Raw genomic sequence first — 19,591 nt, 5'->3', positions numbered from 1 at the left:
ATACTACAACACATCATATTTCTTCTTGCTATTGTTTTCATTTTAATTTAAAATTTAATTCTTTTTTAAATTCGACTAATTCGATAGAGTAAATGTAATATTTATTTATTTAACTGCCAAATAAAATTTTGATATTTAACGTTAAAATTTTTATAGGTCACGTAAATACTGGAAAATTGACCACAGATTTTACGGATTAAACGGATTGACACGGGTTTCTTTTTTATTTAATGTAATATAAAAACCATTTACATGGATTGAAAAAGGTTAGCCACAGATTAAAAAGATTACATTGATTTTAAAAATCAGTGCTAATTCGTTTAATCCGTAAAATCTGTGGCCTATTCTTTTTAGAAATATTAATTTAAAAAATCAGTGCCAATCCGTTTAATCCGCATAATCTGTGGCCTATTTCTCTTTACTTTAAAATTTAAAACTCAAACGAGCAAATCCAAATCTTCCGTTTAATCCAAATTGCGATACGGCTCTTGAATATGCAAACTGATTTGCATTTGTCAAGTCTGTACTTGGTGCCGGAGATAAAGTTGGAGTTGTATTTGTAAAAGCTGGAGTTGACGGATTATTTCTGTCCGGATAAACATCTCCTATATTATTGAAACCAACAGTTGCTCTAAAATGTTCGTTGATTTGATATCCGAAAGATAAATCGGTAACTAATTTTGCGCTGTATTCTGGATGTTCGTAAACAGAAGCAAATCCGTCTAAATTAACATCTGTCGCTCCCGGATCTGTTACTTTTCCGAAATAACTGTTTCTTAAATAAATATCCAGCTTTTTAATACTGAAAGTTGTTGTTAAGTTCGCCTTCAATTTCGGAATTGCTTCTTCTAAATAAACTCGGCTTGACTCAGGAAAAAATGAATATATATAAGAATCTCCTCCTGCATTCACAATAGATTGCGGAATATGTAAATCTCCTACTCTTTTTGTTTCATTATAACTTAAAGCAAAATCATTTCTGATTACAAAATCCTGAATAACATCATATTTTTGAGAAATTACCACATCAATTCCTTTCGTTTCAGAGTCGATTCCGTTTGTCCAGAACGAAGCTCTTTCTACACCTTTCAAATCAAATGCTTGTTGAAACAATGTCAAGGCATCTTTTTGTGTTTGCGATGCAGCGGCATTTATCTGCGCATCTGTAGGTCTTGCGTATTGTCCAGATAAAACAATTCTGTCGTTGATTCTTGTAAAATAAGCATCGGTTGCGATTGTGATATTTGCTTCCGGGATTTTAAATGTAAATCCTGTACTGATACTTTTTGATTTCTCTGGTTTTAAATTTTCTACACCAATACTTTTTGCCGCCTGAGAATCATTTGTAAAATAACCAACCTGATATGGTGAACCGTTAATGAACTGAGTTGAACTTGCTTCAAAGTATTTTTGCTGCAATGAAGGCGCCCTAAAACCTGTTTGTCCAGAAATTCTCCAGTTGATATTATCGTTTAGTTTTAAAAGAGAAGCTAATTTAAAAGTAACGGTACTTCCAAAATCTGAATAGTTTTCATAACGTGCAGCTCCGTTTAAAAGCCAGTTTTCGGTTGCATTTAATTCTAAATCTATATAAGCTGCGCCGCTTCGTCTGTCTCTTTCTTTAGCATCTGAAGGTTGAAACCCTGAAAATCCCTGCGCTCCTGCTCCACGTTTGTTTCCAAAGAAATCAGTTACAATTAAAGGTGAAGTAGTGGGTAAAACTCCCGAAACTAAAGCTCCGTTTACATCATATAATCCGTATGAAGCTTCTTCTCCTTGTTTTATCTGGTAGTTTTCATATCTGAATTCGCCGCCAAATGCAACGTTTAAACCTGCAAGAAAATCAAATTTTCTGCTGAAATCTAAATTGGTTGTGCTTTGTAAAAATGAAACTTTTCCGGCATCAAAACTAGAAGGAGAATTTACGCCCAAAGTTGCATTGATAGTATTGTTTACATCATATTTAAAAGAGTTTGTTCCCAGGTTTGAACTCAAATCTGTATCAAATCCAAATAATTGTGTATTTACTCCAAGAGCTGCAGAAGCATCTAAAATTCCTGATTCAATTTCCGGTAAAAATCCGTTTTCATACACTTGCGTGAAAGTTCCTGAACCATTTGGAAGTCTGTTAAAAGCATACGATTTACCGTCTCTATAAGAAACTCCACCAAATGAATATAATGAAGTCGTTTCGGTTAACGGATATTTTGCATTATAATACGCCTGTCCCGAAGCCAGTTCTGACTGACCAACACTCATATTATAATCGGCTCTTTCTTGTCCTCTGTAGGCTAACTCATTATTAGTTACATCAAAATTAAGTGCTGTCTGTAATTGTGTAATTGTAGTTGCAGATGAAATAGCATTTTGCTGTGCTGTAGTAAAATAACTCACTTGCGGCGCATATTGCTGTATGGTACTTATAATTTGTGCCGAATTTGGTGTGTTATTAATATTACTGAATAGCGAATTGATCTGAACACCATTTTGTGCTGCTCTGTTTTCTACGGCATTGTAGGCATTAAAAATTCCGTTATTTCTAATTCCTGCACGGCTTGTTGCTTGTCTTGTTACGGCTGTTCCGGTAACATTTAAAAAACTTCCCGGTTTACCTAATGAAGTTCCGTAATTTAAATCGACTTGTACCGTTTGTCCATCGGCTCCGCCTTTAAAGTTATTAGATCCAGATGATAAATTGGTTCCGTATTGAATTCCTCCCGAAAGATATTTAGCATTCTTTTTCAATACAATGTTAATTACTCCGGCAATGGCATCAGAACCGTATTGTGCAGCGGCACCATCTCTTAAAACTTCGATTCTTTCAATAGCAAAAGACGGAATTGCATTTAAATCTGTTCCTACAGATCCTCTTCCCGGCGATCCGTTTATGTTTACTAAAGCGCTGGTGTGTCTTCGTTTTCCGTTTACTAAAATTAAAACCTGATCTGGGCCTAAACCTCTTAATTGTGCCGGATCAACGTGGTCCGTTGCATCGGCAGTTGATGTTGCGTTACTGGTAAAGGATGGCGCAACATAATTTAAAATCTGCGTTACGCTGGTTTGCGGCGCTCCTTTTGTTATTTCAGAAATATTAAAAACATCAACCGGAACTGGTACATCTGTTTTTACTCTATTTTTATTTCGGGTTCCAATTACGGTAACTTCTGATAGTTCATTATTCTTTAAAGTATCCTGCTCAGTCTTATTATCCTGAGCATACAGGCCTGAAAATGTCAAAAGACCTAAAACGATTAGTACATTTTTTTTCATTTCTTTTGCTGATTAATTTGTTTTTGGCTTAAAAGGATTTACAATTTATTTTCGGTTTTAAACAAAAAAAACCTCTGCGAATGGCAGAGGTTCTATATATGTTGTTGAAAATAAACTACAATAGAGTCTCTGCGGAAAGTTCCGGCATCTTACAAGACATCATATTGCAAATTGTAAATTTCATTTTGTTCTGTTATTTTAACAAGGCAAATGTGCGAACTATTTTTTAACTGACCAAACAAAAACAAAAATATTTTCTATTACCCTATCGAATTAGTATATTACTGTTAAATTTCTGCTATAAAAAATAAAAAAAGTTGAACTTTAATTTGCAAATCAAAATGGTTTTATACCTTTGCACGCGAATACAGAGGAAAAATTTGAACTGATTGCAACCTCTTCATAATGAAATGGTTCATTATGAATGCCGAAACCAAGATTTCGGTAGTAAAAAATGCTAAAGCAGGAATTCTCCTTTAGCACTTTCAGCAATTACTTTTCCTCGCTTAATGTTAATTTAATAAATTATTATGGCTTATTTATTTACGTCAGAATCTGTTAGTGAAGGGCATCCAGACAAAGTTGCAGATCAAATTTCGGATGCTTTAATTGATAACTTTCTGGCATTTGATGCTGACTCAAAAGTAGCTTGTGAAACTTTAGTTACTACTGGTCAGGTTATTTTAGCAGGTGAAGTAAAATCGAATACTTATCTTGATGTACAGCAAATTGCACGTGAGGTAATCCGTAAAATTGGATATACTAAAAGTGAATATATGTTTGAAGCAAATTCTTGTGGAATTCTTTCAGCAATTCACGAGCAGTCTGCAGACATTAACCAAGGTGTTGACAGAGCTAAGCCAGAAGAGCAAGGTGCAGGAGATCAGGGAATGATGTTTGGTTACGCTACAAACGAAACTGAAAACTATATGCCTCTGGCTCTTGATTTATCTCATAAATTATTACAAGAGTTAGCTATTTTAAGACGTGAAAACAAAGAAATCACGTATTTACGTCCAGATGCTAAATCTCAGGTAACTTTAGAATACAGCGACGATAACAAACCAACTCGTATTGACGCGATTGTTATTTCAACACAGCATGATGATTTTGATGAAGAAGCTGCAATGCTTGCTAAAATCAAAAAAGATATTATCGAAATTCTTATTCCAAGAATTATCGCTAAAAACCCAACTCACGCGCATTTATTCAACGATAAAATCAACTACCATATTAACCCAACAGGAAAATTCGTTATTGGAGGACCTCACGGAGATACTGGTTTAACAGGAAGAAAAATCATCGTTGATACTTACGGTGGAAAAGGTGCTCACGGTGGTGGTGCATTCTCTGGAAAAGACCCAAGTAAAGTGGATAGAAGTGCTGCTTATGCAACTCGTCATATCGCTAAAAACTTAGTTGCTGCTGGTGTTGCTGACGAAATCTTAGTTCAGGTTTCTTATGCTATTGGTGTTGCTGAACCAATGGGAATTTTCATTGAAACTTACGGAACTTCTAAAGTAAACTTAACTAACGGTGAAATTGCTAAAAAAGTAGAAGCTATCTTTGATATGCGTCCTTACTTTATCGAGCAGCGTTTAAAATTAAGAAATCCTATTTACAGTGAAACTGCTGCTTACGGACATATGGGACGTAAACCAGAAACTGTGACTAAAACTTTTTCTGCTCCTGGAGGAAACGAAAAAACAGTTACTGTTGAATTGTTTACATGGGAGAAACTTGATTTTGTTGATCAGGTAAAAACTGCTTTTGGATTATAAAATTAGATTATTTAGACTAACTTAGATTGTTAAACATCTTAGTTAGCTGAACATAAAAAAATCCGATTTCTAGAATTTAGAAATCGGATTTTTTATTTCATACTAAAGATTATTTATCAATACGTTCCGTTTTGCATTTTTGATAATGTTTCTCTTATTTCACTAGCCGTAACTTCTTCAACATCTTTATTTAAATATTTTACTGCTAGAGCCTGAGTTGTAATTGCTTTTTCTTTTTGACCGTCTTTATAATACAACTGTGCCAATGTATCTAAATAATACGGATTGTTTTTTGTTACTACCAAACTGTATTCTGACCAAACAATAGCACTTTTTAGAAAAGCTGCATTTTGAGGTTTTAAAACCACAGTCCATGCCGTAGAATTACAAAGGTTTGAATGATAATCCTTAAAAGCATTCCATCCGTCATAAGAATAACTTGAAGTTGGATCTAATGAAGAATAAATGGCGTCTAATTTTTCAACCGGACTTCCTTTTTCTGAAGCTAAGTTTGAATCAAAATAAGTACTGAATTCTTTTAGGAAATTTGTGTTCGATCCGTCTTTATCTTCTATCTGGCTTAAATAATCAAAATAGTTTCTATACGATTCAAAATTTCCTTTTCCTAAAGCGATGATCTTTTTATAAATCGAAATATTCTTCTCTTTATTTACTTCGCCAGAAGCTCCTTCTTGAGAAATATAAATGTTTTGCTGTAATGCAGAAGAAATTTCAGAGACTACATTTCCTAAAGTATGTGTTTCTCCTTCTTTATTATTGAAGGCCTCGCGGTTTTCTTCAATTGCATCAGAATGCTTTAAAAGATAATCAATAGCCAGGTAATCAGTATCGTTTAAGATTCTGTCTTCGTTAAAAAGCTGTTTTGTAAACCCTTGGTTTTTGATTTCTTTTACAATTGTTTCTGCCAAATACAGGTTTGGTTTTGCATCTTTTTGATGCGCCTCGATCAGTTTTTTCCAGGTTTGAGCGATCTCTTTTTTATCTACTGCAGCTTTTGTAATTACAAATTCGGTAGAATTAGGATCATCTAAAGTATAATCTGAATCATAATCGTATGATGTTTCTAATACAGCTGCTTTATTAAAAGCTTTTATTAACTCGGCATCAGCAGCTTTTTTGTTTTTGAAGATTTTATCAATCGAAACAAAAGCATCTGCACGCAAAAGTTTTCTGTAAAAATCGCCATAATAATTAAGCTGATATGATTTGTCAGACAAATCAGATTTTGCAAGAGCTAATACATCTCCATTTCCGTTTAAAACAAACACACTCGGATCGTTTGTAATTTTATTGCTTTTCAGCCATTTTTTATCATCGTCTCCGGCCAAATAATAATTAAAAACATCATATTGAGGATTATATGCATCGTACATATTATATCCAGCCTGCGTTTCCTGCTCTTTTACAAAAGCATCAAAACTTTCTTTTGCCGACTTATTTTTGTTATTGGCTAAAACAACCAGAAATTTATTGTTATTCGCTTCTTTGGTCGATTCAATTGCTTTTTTAAGGTTATTTTCAATTTTCAGTTTGAAATCAAATTTTGTATAATTTGGATCAACTGCATAATCAACCACAGCCGCAGAAGCAACTGAATCAACAGCAGCAGCTCCGGTTCCATAATCTTCGTTTAAATAATCAGCTTTGCCGGGATAAGTCCAGTTTGAAACGATTTTATTTTCAAGAGGCGTAACTTTTGAAGTTTTTACAGGCTGAACGTCTTTTTCATTTTGAAATACCAACGGATTTTTTCCTCCTTTTTCAGAGATTTTCAACTCATTAGTTTTCCTGTCATAAAAACCGGCAATTTTTAAATCACCTAAAACCTCAAGCTCATAATTAATCGTTATTTCGGCAGCATCTTTTGGCAAAGCATATTTAACCACATTGCTTTTTCCGTCATATTCTTCATAAACTAAGTATAAAAAATCTGCTTTGTCGATTTCAAATTCCAAATCAGTTTTTGTCCATTCAGGATCCAATTTAGTTTTAATATCCGAAAGTTTTTGATATTGAATATCCTCTGTACCTTTCTGAGTTCCTATATAAAAAGAATAATAGGACGGATCTAAAAATTTAATCTTAATATTTTTTGCTCTTTTATCATTAACAAATGACAGATCAAATCTGTTTTCTGAATTTGCATTTTTAATAAAAACTAACGAATCACCTTTAATTTCGTAACCTCCAGTATAGAAAACCAGTTCATATTTATTATCGTCTAATAAATTTAGTTTGATTTTCTGACCTTTGTTTGTAGATAAATAAGTGCCTTTTTCTATATTCTTAGTTTGAGAAAAAGACATCAAAATTCCAGAAGTAAATAGTAATAAACTCCAAATAAAATTTCGCATAATTTAAATTTTGGTTGTTAATATTGAACACAAAGATATTTGATTCTTACTAAAACTATACAGGAAAATGATAAATGATTGTAATTAAAATACTATAAATTATATTTCATCGAAAATATGATGTATCGCGGCTGTACAGTATATTGTGAGACTCTTGTTGAGAATTGCGAAAAACTGTCGTCGTTTAGATAAGTTGTATTCAATAAATTAGTGGCCGAAACTTTATACTCCCATTTGCTGTTTTTCTTTTGATAAATTAAACTGGCACTTAAAAAATCATATTCGTTATCAACCGTTTTATTTCCATTATAATAATGGTAGAATTCATATTCTGATACAAAAGAAAAACTATCCAAAAAGTAATAATCTAATCTTGCAAAAGGTTTGTCTGTATAATAAGTTGAGCCACTGTATTTATTAACTAAAAGATTATAACCAAACTCGATATTCGGCAGGTTTTTGTAATTTGTCGAGGCTCTAACGGTATAACTCTGCACAAAACTTTCTGTAGTCGCTAATTCATTATTTTGAATATTATTGAATTTTGACCAGTTCAAACTTGCATTTACAGACGCCTTGTAATTCTTTAAAAATGAACGTCCGTAATTTCCCATTCCACTAAAAGTTTCATCGGCTAAATTTGAATTATATGGCGATGACGACTGGTTAATTCCTGTAAACTCAGCCTTTGTTTTAATAGCATCCACTTTTTTAGTGTACGTTGCATTGGCAAAAATGTTCTCGAAATTAAACATATTATATTTAAAATAGCGAAGCGAATGCACTTGCGATGTTGCATTTTCTAAGAGACGATTTCCACGAAATAAACTACTGTAATCTGATAAAACGTAACCCGCCGCCAGCTGATTAATATCTGTAAAATCGTTTGTTAAAGAGAAATTATACGTCAGTGTTTCTGATTTTTTGATTTGATATAAAGCAAAGAAATCCGGTAGTATTTTAGTAAAGCTTTGAGAGTAATCTGTTCCCTCTTGTCTGTTTGTCATTTGGTAAGAATGTAAACTCACGCCAGGCGTCAACGTAAATTTTCCCGTTAGAATTTTATAGTGGAATCCCACAAAAGCGTCATCAAACCTGTAGTCTACATCATTATTATTTTCCGGTGTATTCAAATCATTTCTGTCTCCATTATCTAACATTTGAAAAATATGAGAATTGAAATTTTGGTACGAATATGTATTTCCTAAAGTAATATTGAAGTTACTTTTTGGCGTAACCATATAATAGTAATCTAATTTTGCATCAAGTTTATTGGTTTTTACAAAACGATTTTGATTTAAATCATTTCTATTCTGACCCGGAATATATCCCGAAAAGTCGAACGGCTGCGATTGCAGGTTCGCATTATAAAACGGATTTTCGTCCTGATATAAATGCTGCATTTCAAAAGCAAAAACATTCTTTTCACTTTGTGTGTAATACAAACTCAGGTTTTGATTTACTGATGTTGGATCTTGCTTTTTGCCCGTTAAAATAGTTTCGACTGCTGAAACATTATTTACAACAGATTCACGAAGTAAATTTGTATCTTCATCCTGTTTTGATATCTTGGTTAAAATGTCATAATCAAACTGAAATTTCGTATTTGGTTTATAGCTTGAACTCAGGTTAAACAATCCCAAATTGTTTTTTTGATGCGTTAATTCATCTCTCTTCTGCTGATCTCCAGAATCTAAAATTGTTGTCTGCGATTTGGTTTCTAAATCTGTTTTTGAAGAAGAAAGAATTCCAAAACCGCTTAAATTCCATGTTTTTGATGGCGAATAAGAGAAATTTGTCGCACCAAATTTGGTTTCAATTTCTTTTGCGCGATTGTTTCTTAAAACCGAAATCCCTAAATCATTTGATGAAACATTAAAAGAGCTCCCGCCTTTTTTCATCATATTTTTAAATCCGCCCGTAAATTTAAAATAATCCTGCGCCGTAAGGGGCAGTTCTCCAATATTATTAAAATTGGTAATTAAATTGATACTGTATTTGGGACTGTAATAAAATAATTTTGGATTAATAATATAACGGCTGTCGAGTTCTGCAACACCAATTCCGGCCGTAACATCTCCAAACCAAAAGTTCTTTTTACCTTCTTTCAGTTTAATGTTCATCGCCACATTTTCCTGATCGTTTTCAAGACCTTTTAAAGCACTTACTTCGTTGTAATTTCTTAAAACCTGAACTTTGTCAATAGCATCTGCAGGAATATTTTTAACGCCTAGTTTGGTATCTCCGTCAAAAAAATCTTTTCCTTCCACCATTAATTTGCTTACTTTTTTTCCTTCAACCTCAATTTCCCCGTCGGCATTTACCTCAACGCCGGGCAGTTTTTTCAGGACATCTTCAAGCTTTTTTTCGGTTCCGGATTTAAAAGAATCCGCATTATAAACTATGGTATCCCCTTTTATAGAAACAGGCATTTCACGAACGATTTCGACACTTTCGAGTTCTATTCCTGTGCCGTCCAAAACAATATTCTGAACCATGTTTTCGGCTTTGGTTGAAACCGCAATTTCTTTCGATTTCATTCCCAGATAACTTACTTTAACCGTATAAGAAGCATTTGGTTTTAAAGTCAGTTGAAATTTTCCTTTATCATTTGTAATTCCGTACGAATCCATTGCTTTTGTAGCATTGTTAACAGCCATAATATTGGCCATCTCTAACGGATTTTTTTGTTCGTCCTGAATAAATCCATCGAAACGAACACTTTGCGAAAAGGATATAGAAGTAAAAAGTAAGGCAAATAAAAAAACTATCTTATTCATTATCAGAATATTGGAATTTAAATCCGAAGCTTCGGGATTTTTTTGGAATTTTATAGATTTTATCTTCCCATTGGCGGAGGCCCGCCGGCACGTCCGCGGTTCATTTCTCTAAATTCTTCCATTTTTTTAATCACCGTTTCGTCGTAATCTTTTTGAGAAATTACTTTTCCTTTTTTTGATGGTTTTATCTCGACTTTATCTTTAGCATTCAAAACAATTTTAGAACATAAAATGACTGTTTTTCCATCATTTACTTCTAAAATTAACCCTGGTAATCCCCAATAATTTTCTGGTCCCTGATTAATCGGAATTTCCGGCGTATACCAAGCGGTAACTGTAATTTCTTTTGGTATCTCAAAATTGTCTTCAAAATTTGTTTTTGTTTCTCCCGATGTCTTTTTGACCTCATCTTTTTTATCATTATTTTTAGGTCTGAAGTTTCTAAAATCGGTTTTACTGGCTTCTTTAACTGCTGTTGCTTTAAAACAATTGTAACCTCCAATTTGTTTGGTTTCCTGTTCCAGTTTCCAGTTTAATTTTGGCAGAGAATCAACAACCAGAAATTCTTTCCCCATAAATTCTTTATCAACGGTATACGATTTTGTTTTGACATCTTTATAAAAAGTTCCGCCGCCGCCCATCATCGAACTCATCATAACTCGAAAACCGCCTTGCTGTCCCGGAGCTTCGAGTTTTTCTTCTTCTTTATAAATTGAAGCAGTTTTGTCAAAATTCAATATGAAAGTTTTCTCAAGCATTTGTTTCATGCGCTCTTCCATGTTTTTCTGCATTTCTGGCGTTATATCCCGGTTTCCAGCCCGCATTCCTTCAAATTTAGGCGCCTGGGTTTTAGATTCATAAACGGCCATTCCCTGAAAATCTTTTTGTGCGTGTACTTGTGTAAAAGCAAATACTAAAAGTAAATATGATAGTTTTTTCATATAGTTATATTTAAAAGGTTGTGAAGTCAAGTAAAACTTACATTCAAATTTATTACTAATTTTAAGATACTGAAAATTAAATATATCAATGCCAAAATGGTATCGACAAAATTGCTTATTTGTAAGACTATTCTATTTTATAAAGGTTTAAACTCAAAAAACTGCCAAAACTCTAATTTTAAGATATTCTTTAGCGTAGTTTTTGTACTTTGGCTTATGAAATTATACTATTATGAGTAAAACGATACGCCAAATTTTATTACTGCTGTTTATTGTGTGTTCGTTTTCACCTTTTTTTGGACAAAACCAAAAAATAAATGCTTCTGTAATTTCGAAATTCAAGATTGATACTGATGAATTTATTGGTTATGATTCTTTTGGATATTCTTATCAGATAAAAAACAATGTTTTTAGCAAAATAAAAGGGAGTGAAATTTTTGAATACAAGAATGTTTCTTTAGGAAATATTACAAAAGTAGATATTCAGAATCCGCTTAAAATCGTTTTATTCTACGAAGATTTTAACAGCGTTGTTTTATTGGATAATCAATTGAATAAAATGACAGAAATTAATTTTTCGCAAAATACAATTCCAATCGTTGTCAGCGCCATTGGAATGTCGACCCAAAACCAGCTTTGGATTTTTAATACTTTAAATCAACAGATCGGGCTTTTTGATTATTTGAAAAATGAATATAAAACGGTTTCAATTCCGTTAACTGAAGGTATAAAATATTACCAAACCGACTTTAATACTTTTTATTGGATTGATAAAAAAAACAATTGGTTTTCATGTGATATTTTTGGAAAAATTTCAAGTTTGGGCAATGTTGCTGATTTTGATAAAATAGAAATAATTTCTCCTCAAAAATTCATTTTCAGCAAAGCTAACTCTTTGTATTTGAGAGAAAATACCAACACATTTTCTGAAATTGAAGTTTTAGAAAAATCGTTTGACAAATTCTATTACAAAGACCAAATTTTATCTATTTTTACAACTAAAGAAATTGTAAATTATAAAATCGTAATACCGTAATGCACATAGCAATAGCAGGAAATATAGGCGCAGGAAAAACTACATTAACTAAATTATTAGCCAAACATTTTAAATGGGAGCCTCATTATGAAGATGTTGTTGATAATCCGTACTTAGATGATTTTTACCATCAAATGGAACGCTGGTCATTTAATTTACAAATTTATTTCCTAAACAGCCGTTTTCGTCAGGTGCAGCAAATTCGTGAAAGCGGAAAAAAAATCATTCAGGACAGAACAATTTATGAAGATGCTTATATTTTTGCTCCCAATTTATATGCCATGGGATTGATGACAAGCCGTGATTTTGAAAATTACACGTCTTTGTTTGAATTAATGGAATCTTTGGTAAAAGCACCGGATTTATTGATTTATTTAAGAAGTTCTATTCCTAATCTTGTCGGACAAATCCATAAACGCGGACGCGAATACGAAAACTCAATTTCTATTGATTATTTAAGCCGTTTGAACGAAAGATATGAAGCATGGATTCAAACGTACACTAAAGGAAAGTTATTGATTATTGATGTTGATAATATTAATTTTGTTGATAATCCTGAGGATTTAGGAAACATCATTAATAGAATTGATGCTGAACTTAACGGGTTATTTTAAAACACGAATTTCACAGATTTGCACGAAATAAAAAAATGCCACTAAATAATTTTAGAGGCATTTTTTATGTTTTATAAAACTTTGACTAAGTCATTTTATTTTGCAGTAGCTGCGCTGATTTTTGCTTCAACTTCTTCTTCTGTTCCTTCGTAAACTTCTCTGGTTGTTTTACCATTTTCAGTTTTAGTTACAGTTCCGGTAGTTTTACCGTTGTCATTTCTTAAATCAACACGAACAGATTTTTTCTCATATTTATTTGTGTCAAAACAATCTGTTTTTTGATATTTTCCGCTTGCATCAAAATGTGCTAAACATTTTGCTGTTTCTTCTTCAGTACAGCCTTTTTCTTTACACATTTTAATACATTCTTCTTTTGTCATTCTTGATAAATCTCCACATTTAGAAACTCCTCCGGCATGCATTTCGGTTTTTGCACAACAAGAAGCTTTTCCTGCAATATCAGATGAAGAATGTCCTTCTCCTAAAATTGGTGCAACAACTAATCCAATCAAACAAGTTAATTTAATTAAGATGTTCATTGATGGTCCAGATGTATCTTTAAACGGATCTCCAACTGTATCTCCGGTTACGGCAGCTTTGTGCGCATCAGAACCTTTATAAGTCATTTCGCCGTTGATCATAACTCCGGCTTCGAAAGATTTTTTAGCATTGTCCCAGGCACCTCCAGCATTATTTTGGAAAACTGCCCAAAGAACTCCGGAAACGGTAACTCCGGCCATATATCCTCCTAACATTTCGGCAATTAACTGATTGTTGTCTAAGTACACTAATTTTCCTAAAAGTACAATTGCAATTGGAAAACCAATCGTTAAAATTCCAGGAAGCATCATTTCGCGTAAAGCTGCTTTTGTAGAAATTTCAACACATTTTCCATATTCCGGTTTTCCGGTTCCTTCCATAATTCCCGGAATTTCCTTAAACTGGCGACGCACTTCATAAACCATGTCCATCGCTGCTTTTCCAACAGAATTCATTGCTAAAGCAGAGAAAACCACCGGAATCATTCCACCGACAAATAACATCGCTAAAACTGGCGCTTTGAAGATATTGATTCCATCAATTCCTGTAAACGTTACGTATGCTGCAAATAATGCTAATGAAGTCAAGGCTGCAGATGCAATCGCAAATCCTTTTCCGGTAGCTGCAGTTGTGTTTCCAACAGAATCTAAAATATCGGTTCTTGTGCGAACTTCTTTTGGTAATTCGCTCATTTCGGCGATTCCTCCGGCGTTATCAGAAATTGGCCCAAAAGCATCAATTGCTAACTGCATTGCTGTTGTTGCCATCATTGCCGAAGCTGCTAAAGCTACTCCATAAAATCCTGCTAAAGCATACGAGATCCAAATTGCCACTGCAAACAATAATACGGTTGGAAAAGTAGAAATCATTCCCGTTGCCAGACCTGCGATTACGTTTGTTCCTGCTCCTGTAGATGATTTTTGAACAATCGCCAAAACTGGTTTTGTCCCTAATCCTGTATAATATTCTGTTACGGATGAAATAGCGCCCCCCACAACTAATCCGACTAATGTTGCATAGAAAACACGCAATGATGAAATGGCTTTTGATCCTTCTCCAAAGAAAGTCATCTGCATGGTTTCAGGAAGCATGTGTTTTACTAGGAAGAAGCAAGCCACGGCAGTTAAAACAATCGAAACCCAGTTTCCTATATTTAATGCTTTCTGCACTTGTGCTTCTTTTGCATTATCATCAGAAATTTTTACTAAAGTTGTTCCTATAATAGAAAATAAAATTCCGAAACCGGCAATCGCCATTGGAAGCAAAATAGGACCAATTCCGCCAAAAGCGTCATTGATGTTTCCTCCCATATCTTTTATAACATAGTTCCCTAGAACCATTGCTGCAAGGACTGTTGCAACGTAAGACCCAAATAAATCAGCTCCCATACCTGCAACGTCTCCCACATTATCACCTACGTTATCGGCAATTGTAGCAGGGTTACGCGGATCATCTTCCGGAATTCCAGCTTCTACTTTACCCACTAAATCGGCACCAACGTCTGCTGCTTTTGTATAGATTCCACCTCCAACTCTGGCAAAAAGTGCAATTGATTCTGCCCCAAGAGAAAATCCTGCTAAGGTTTCTAAAACAACGGTCATTGTTTCTGTATCTTTCCAAACCCCGCCAGAAAATAAATTAAAGAAAATTATAAAAAAAGTAGTTAAACCCAGAACTGCAAGACCTGCAACGCCCAGCCCCATTACGGTTCCGCCGCCAAAAGATACTTTTAATGCCTGCGGTAAACTTGTACGCGCCGCCTGTGTTGTTCTAACGTTTGTTTTGGTTGCGATTTTCATACCTATATTACCTGCGTAAGCCGAAAATAATGCGCCAAAAATAAATGCAATTACGATTAATAAATGTGTTTTTACACCCGGAATAAAGGTAATTCCTGCCAAAGCTAAACTTGCAATAATAACGAAAATCGTTAATAGTTTATATTCGGCTTTTAAGAAGGCTAAGGCTCCTTCGTAGATGTAATCTGAAATCTCTTTCATTTTACCGTCTCCGGCGTCTTGTTTTAAAACCCAAGTCCTTTTTATTCCCATGAAAAGTAATCCTAAAACTGCCATGACAATTGGCAGGTAAATCATAAATGCATTCATAATATATTAATGGTTTTGGTTAATAGTCAACAATCTAACAAAAACGAATTTAAACAAAAAAGCAATACTCCTGACGGCAGTATTGCTTTTTTTATAATAGAATAAGGTTAAAATTATTTAATACTAAATAATCCAGCCGGTTTATTTTCAATATCATCAAAACGCTTTGTACACTCAGCAATAATTGCGTAAGCTTCTTTTACGTCTCCCCATCCTTCTACATCAACTTTTTTGTGCTCAAGATCTTTATACACCTGGAAGAAATGCTCGATTTCTTTTACTAAGTGAGGGTTAATATCAGAAAGATCGTTTAATGAATTCCAGATTGGATCTGAAACTGGTACACAAATAATTTTCTCGTCTGGTCCTTTATCATCTGCCATGTGGAAAACACCAATTGGTTTTACTTCCATAACACATCCAGGAAAAGTTGGTTCGTTTACTAAAACCAATACATCAAGAGGGTCGCCGTCAAGCGCTAAAGTTTCAGGAATAAATCCATAATCTGCAGGGTACATCATTGAAGAGAATAACATTCTGTCGAAACGCATTCTTTTGATTTCAAAATCGTACTCATATTTATTTCTGCTTCCTCTTGGTATTTCGATTAATACATCGAAAGTTGTTAGTTTGTCTGCGGTCATTTTCGTTTTTTATTATATCTATAATTTCGACTGCAAAAGTAACTAAACAATCCTTTTTTACAATGAAAAAAGTATATTAATCTGTGTATTTATACATTAATTAATATACTTTTCTTTTTATATAACAGACAGTTAATATGTAACTTTCCTATTTCGCTTATTTAAGTAATAATGCCATAGTAAATATGTCGCATAAGATCGGTACGGACTCCATTGTTCTGCATGGATTTCCATTTCTTGTTTGTCGTGAATATCAAGCAATTCTTTGATCGTATTTATGACTGCAATATCGCCTAACGGAATCAAATCCGGCTCCTGAAGACAGAACATTAAATAGATATCAATTGTCCAGTTTCCAATTCCTTTTAATTTAATTAATTCTTCGCGAACTTGTTTTGCCGATTTTGAAGCCAGACTTTCGACATCCAGTTCTTTATTTAAAATTGCTTCGGCTAAAATCTTGATGTATTTTGTTTTTTGGCGGCTAACTCCAAGACTTCTATATTCTTCATCCGGCAAAATGACCATTGTTTCAGGATTGCAGGTTGTATAGGATTTTATTTTTAAGAATGTGGCTTTCGCCGAATCAATAGAAACCTGCTGTTCGAGAATTAATAAAACTAAAGTTTCAAAACCCTGCGGACGCTTTGGAATTGGCGGAAGTCCGTATTTTTCGATTATTTCACGAAATACTGGATTTTTATTGGTCAGAAAATCGATGGCTTCCTGCATAAGATATTTTTAAGTTTATTTCAAAATTAAATAAAAAATCTCGTAAAGACGCGAAGGTTTTTTGCACACAGATTCTGCAGATTTAAGCAATTTTTTCAACCTGAAACTATTTACTCTGCGCTTATCAGCTCAAATCTGCAAAATCTGCGTGAACCAAAAATATTTAAACATAAAAAAGCCGCAAAGATTTTAAACCTTTGCGACTTTGTAACTTTGATCCTTTGTACCTTATATAAATTAGAAATAGAATCCGAAAGATCCTTTTATAGCAAATTTGGCAGCATCAGGCATGTTTAAATAACTTCCTCTCCAGGAAAAATCAAGGCGGAAAACTTTGAAGATATTTCCAATTCCGGCGTTGTATTCCCAATACACATTTTCTGGTGCATTGTATGGTAATCCCGAAGCATTAATAGCACGATTCGCATCAGAAATTGTTCCGTGAACAGCTTTAACTCCAACAAATTCTCTCCAGTTCAACTTTCGCATAAATGGAATTCTGGCAAACAATCTTCCTCCAAAATCATGATTCCATTGCAAAGTTGTATATTGATCGGTTACGAATTCGTAGAAATTCAGGTTACTAAACGTATTTTCAATCGTAAAATAAGTTTGGTTACCTGGAATTACACTCATTAATCCTAACGGAATTGTACCAAATGTTTTCCCAGTTTCTAAAATAATATTAGATCTTCCTAAAGGCCCAATCATAATTGGCTGCTTATAAAAAATCTGAATTTTTTCGTAAGCAAAATCACTGTCCATAACTCCTTTTAAACCGTAACTAAAGTTAACAAAGAAATGACTGAAAGGGCTGTCAACCAAATCTCTTTCAACTCCGTAACCAATAGTTTTACGGTTTGGCATATATTCAAACTGAATATTGGCTTCTGATTGTTTTACATCGCTTTTTATCACACCGGCAGGATTTGCTGCACTTGGCAAAGTTGTATAGTAATCTAAACTAAATGTTTTAGATGCCGATTCTAATGTTCGATACGAAAACCCAGCCTGAACTATAAAATTCTTTTTAGGCTCCATTTCTACAGAAATGTTACTTAAATTTATATTGGTCAATTTTCCGTTACTTCCGGTTGTAAACAAGGCAGAAGATGCAAAACTTCGTCCTAAAATATCATTTGTTGTGGTTAAACTTGCACCAATTTGTTCGATGTCGCGTCTGTTTCCTCCGGAAATAATAACTCGTTTTTTCTTATCGACCATCCATTTTCCAGAAACCCCGTATTTGAATTTACTGTCGTCAAATCCGTAAGCTGTATAAGCTTGTATACGCCAAGGGTCATTTGACCCAAAATAAGTTCGCCCTCCTACTCTTATTCTTAAACCTTCAACTTCGTTATAACCAAATGTGGAGAAAATTGGTCCGTAATCGAAGTTTTTAAATTCGATATAACCACTTCCCAGGATGGAGACGAGATTATACAACTGCTTAAATCGCTTGACGGTCTGCAGCGTATCGAGCATTTTATAAATCCCCGCTTCGTCTTTATTTAATTGCTCAAAACGATTTTCTTCCCAAAATTCCGGCGGTCGCTCATAGACCGCGTTGTCTATGAAATTGACTTCTTCTTTGTAGAATTTCTCGGGTTTTTGAATGTTGAATTTATGGTTACGATATAATGTCGTTCGTTTTCCATAAACCCCTTTTGATTTTTCTTTTTTATTCAAAGCAAAATCAGACATCATATAATCTCTAGTCAATAGAAAAACAGAGTCATTCTGCACCTCAAATTCCTGTTCGATATAAATGTCTTTTACCCAGTTAATATTGGCACTTTTAGTAACGCCCATATTAATTTTCTTAATCGCAAAAGTAGAATCATTTACCCAAAAATCTCCTTTAAAGGTTAATTCGTTTTTACGTCTCGGATAAAAAACAATATTAAAACACCATTTTTTGTCTATAAAAGCGCTGTCTTTCAATACGTAATTATAAACATCGATTCCGGTTCTTGAAAGCGGACTTGTAAAACTTTTATCAAAAAATTTAAGGTGGTTGTCGTAAATATTATAATCTGAATAAAGGTCTTTTACAAAAGCTAAAATCTGCTGATTTCCGTTGAAACCAGACATTTTATTTCCTGTAATATTTTCTTTTACTTTCTTTAATTTATTATCGCCGTAAACATCATAAACAGATTCGTTAATGAATATTGGAAGATACGTTTTTCCGGTAACATCAGATGTATCTACGTGATTAAAAACAAACTCCATTCCTTTAAAGAGTTTATTTTTCATAAAAGCACTGTCAATCGTGTTCATGTCAAACTCGACTTTCTCATACTTCTGCATTTGATACTGATTGAATTGGTAAAGTCCGTTTTTACGCTTTCTTTCCCATATTTTCCTCAAAATATCAAGCGCCGGATTGTTCTTTTTTGATGTTTTTCCGGTATAAATTACAACTTCATTAAGAGCTTCCGGCTCACTTAAAATGATTTTAAAATCATAATTTACTGTTTTTTCTAAAGGAACTTCTTTGTCTGAAAATCCAGCAGAACTAACTAATAAAGCGGTATACGTATTTGGGGATTCGAGATAAAAACGACCATCTTCGTTAGAAACGATTCCGGTGTTCGAACCTTTAAAAACAACATTTGCAAAAGGTATCGGCTGATTAGACTTGTCCAAAACAATTCCGCTCACTTTCGTTTGTGCAGTAGCAATAGCCGCAAATGCGAATACAAAAAATAGGCTGAGTAAAATTATTCTTTTCATTGTCTGGGCAAAAAAAAACTTCATCAATTAA

At 33.7% G+C, this 19,591-nt stretch carries 11 protein-coding genes; 3 read left to right on the top strand and 8 right to left on the bottom strand.

Features of this window, described 5'->3' with window-relative positions:
* Positions 1 to 423 precede the first annotated feature (423 nt).
* Positions 424 to 3,270 carry a TonB-dependent receptor plug domain-containing protein gene (locus AABD74_RS07215; protein ID WP_406845094.1) on the bottom strand — a complete coding sequence of 949 codons (2,847 nt, stop codon included), beginning with the start codon at positions 3,268 to 3,270 and terminating at the stop codon, positions 424 to 426.
* Between the two features lie 530 nt (positions 3,271 to 3,800).
* Here AABD74_RS07215 and metK point away from each other — a divergent pair.
* Positions 3,801 to 5,051, top strand: a complete 1,251-nt coding sequence (metK, locus tag AABD74_RS07210; protein ID WP_232676624.1) for a methionine adenosyltransferase — start codon at positions 3,801 to 3,803, stop codon at positions 5,049 to 5,051.
* 116 nt (positions 5,052 to 5,167) lie between these two features.
* On the opposite strand, the gene AABD74_RS07205 is transcribed toward metK, so the two are convergent.
* The 3 genes from AABD74_RS07205 to AABD74_RS07195 form a co-directional block, all read right to left on the bottom strand.
* The gene (locus AABD74_RS07205) at positions 5,168 to 7,426 is read right to left on the bottom strand and encodes a hypothetical protein (protein ID WP_406845093.1); all 2,259 of its coding nucleotides are present in this window, start codon (positions 7,424 to 7,426) and stop codon (positions 5,168 to 5,170) included.
* 92 nt (positions 7,427 to 7,518) lie between these two features.
* Positions 7,519 to 10,206: a carboxypeptidase-like regulatory domain-containing protein gene (locus tag AABD74_RS07200; protein WP_406845092.1), complete on the bottom strand. Its 2,688-nt coding sequence runs from the start codon at positions 10,204 to 10,206 to the stop codon at positions 7,519 to 7,521.
* Between the two features lie 59 nt (positions 10,207 to 10,265).
* Entirely contained in the window at positions 10,266 to 11,147 is an 882-nt protein-coding gene (locus AABD74_RS07195) for a GLPGLI family protein (RefSeq protein ID WP_232676642.1), read from the bottom strand.
* Positions 11,148 to 11,379: 232 nt separating this feature from the next.
* On the opposite strand from AABD74_RS07195, the gene AABD74_RS07190 reads away from it, so the two are divergent.
* Entirely contained in the window at positions 11,380 to 12,183 is an 804-nt protein-coding gene (locus AABD74_RS07190) for a hypothetical protein (RefSeq protein ID WP_406845091.1), read from the top strand.
* Positions 12,183 to 12,797: a deoxynucleoside kinase gene (locus AABD74_RS07185; protein WP_144337575.1), complete on the top strand. Its 615-nt coding sequence runs from the start codon at positions 12,183 to 12,185 to the stop codon at positions 12,795 to 12,797. Before AABD74_RS07190 ends, AABD74_RS07185 begins: the two co-directional genes overlap by 1 nt.
* Positions 12,798 to 12,892: 95 nt before the next feature.
* Here the strand turns inward: AABD74_RS07185 and AABD74_RS07180 are convergent, their stop codons facing one another.
* From AABD74_RS07180 to AABD74_RS07165, 4 genes are all read right to left on the bottom strand, one after another.
* Positions 12,893 to 15,445: a sodium-translocating pyrophosphatase gene (locus AABD74_RS07180; protein WP_406845090.1), complete on the bottom strand. Its 2,553-nt coding sequence runs from the start codon at positions 15,443 to 15,445 to the stop codon at positions 12,893 to 12,895.
* A gap of 113 nt (positions 15,446 to 15,558) precedes the next feature.
* Entirely contained in the window at positions 15,559 to 16,089 is a 531-nt protein-coding gene (locus AABD74_RS07175; RefSeq protein WP_232676649.1) for an inorganic diphosphatase, read from the bottom strand.
* A gap of 132 nt (positions 16,090 to 16,221) precedes the next feature.
* On the bottom strand, positions 16,222 to 16,821 hold the full coding sequence (locus tag AABD74_RS07170) for a DNA-3-methyladenine glycosylase (RefSeq protein ID WP_232676651.1): 600 nt from the start codon (positions 16,819 to 16,821) through the stop codon (positions 16,222 to 16,224).
* 237 nt (positions 16,822 to 17,058) lie between these two features.
* Complete coding sequence (locus AABD74_RS07165) at positions 17,059 to 19,560, bottom strand: DUF5686 family protein (RefSeq protein ID WP_406845089.1); 2,502 nt, start codon at positions 19,558 to 19,560, stop codon at positions 17,059 to 17,061.
* Positions 19,561 to 19,591: the final 31 nt, after the last annotated feature.

This window comes from Flavobacterium soyae (assembly GCF_045348165.1).
GTDB lineage: Bacteria > Bacteroidota > Bacteroidia > Flavobacteriales > Flavobacteriaceae > Flavobacterium > Flavobacterium soyae.
Note: the sequence above shows the minus strand (reverse complement) of the source record. Positions and strands in the feature narration are given on the sequence as shown.

What these genes read in the sequence shown, in the direction of transcription:
- AABD74_RS07215 (WP_406845094.1), bottom strand. Translation starts at nt 3,270, where the DNA reads ATGAAAAAAAATGTACTAATCGTTTTAGGTCTTTTGACATTTTCAGGC.
- metK (WP_232676624.1), top strand. Translation starts at nt 3,801, where the DNA reads ATGGCTTATTTATTTACGTCAGAATCTGTTAGTGAAGGGCATCCAGAC.
- AABD74_RS07205 (WP_406845093.1), bottom strand. Translation starts at nt 7,426, where the DNA reads ATGCGAAATTTTATTTGGAGTTTATTACTATTTACTTCTGGAATTTTG.
- AABD74_RS07200 (WP_406845092.1), bottom strand. Translation starts at nt 10,206, where the DNA reads ATGAATAAGATAGTTTTTTTATTTGCCTTACTTTTTACTTCTATATCC.
- AABD74_RS07195 (WP_232676642.1), bottom strand. Translation starts at nt 11,147, where the DNA reads ATGAAAAAACTATCATATTTACTTTTAGTATTTGCTTTTACACAAGTA.
- AABD74_RS07190 (WP_406845091.1), top strand. Translation starts at nt 11,380, where the DNA reads ATGAGTAAAACGATACGCCAAATTTTATTACTGCTGTTTATTGTGTGT.
- AABD74_RS07185 (WP_144337575.1), top strand. Translation starts at nt 12,183, where the DNA reads ATGCACATAGCAATAGCAGGAAATATAGGCGCAGGAAAAACTACATTA.
- AABD74_RS07180 (WP_406845090.1), bottom strand. Translation starts at nt 15,445, where the DNA reads ATGAATGCATTTATGATTTACCTGCCAATTGTCATGGCAGTTTTAGGA.
- AABD74_RS07175 (WP_232676649.1), bottom strand. Translation starts at nt 16,089, where the DNA reads ATGACCGCAGACAAACTAACAACTTTCGATGTATTAATCGAAATACCA.
- AABD74_RS07170 (WP_232676651.1), bottom strand. Translation starts at nt 16,821, where the DNA reads ATGCAGGAAGCCATCGATTTTCTGACCAATAAAAATCCAGTATTTCGT.
- AABD74_RS07165 (WP_406845089.1), bottom strand. Translation starts at nt 19,560, where the DNA reads ATGAAAAGAATAATTTTACTCAGCCTATTTTTTGTATTCGCATTTGCG.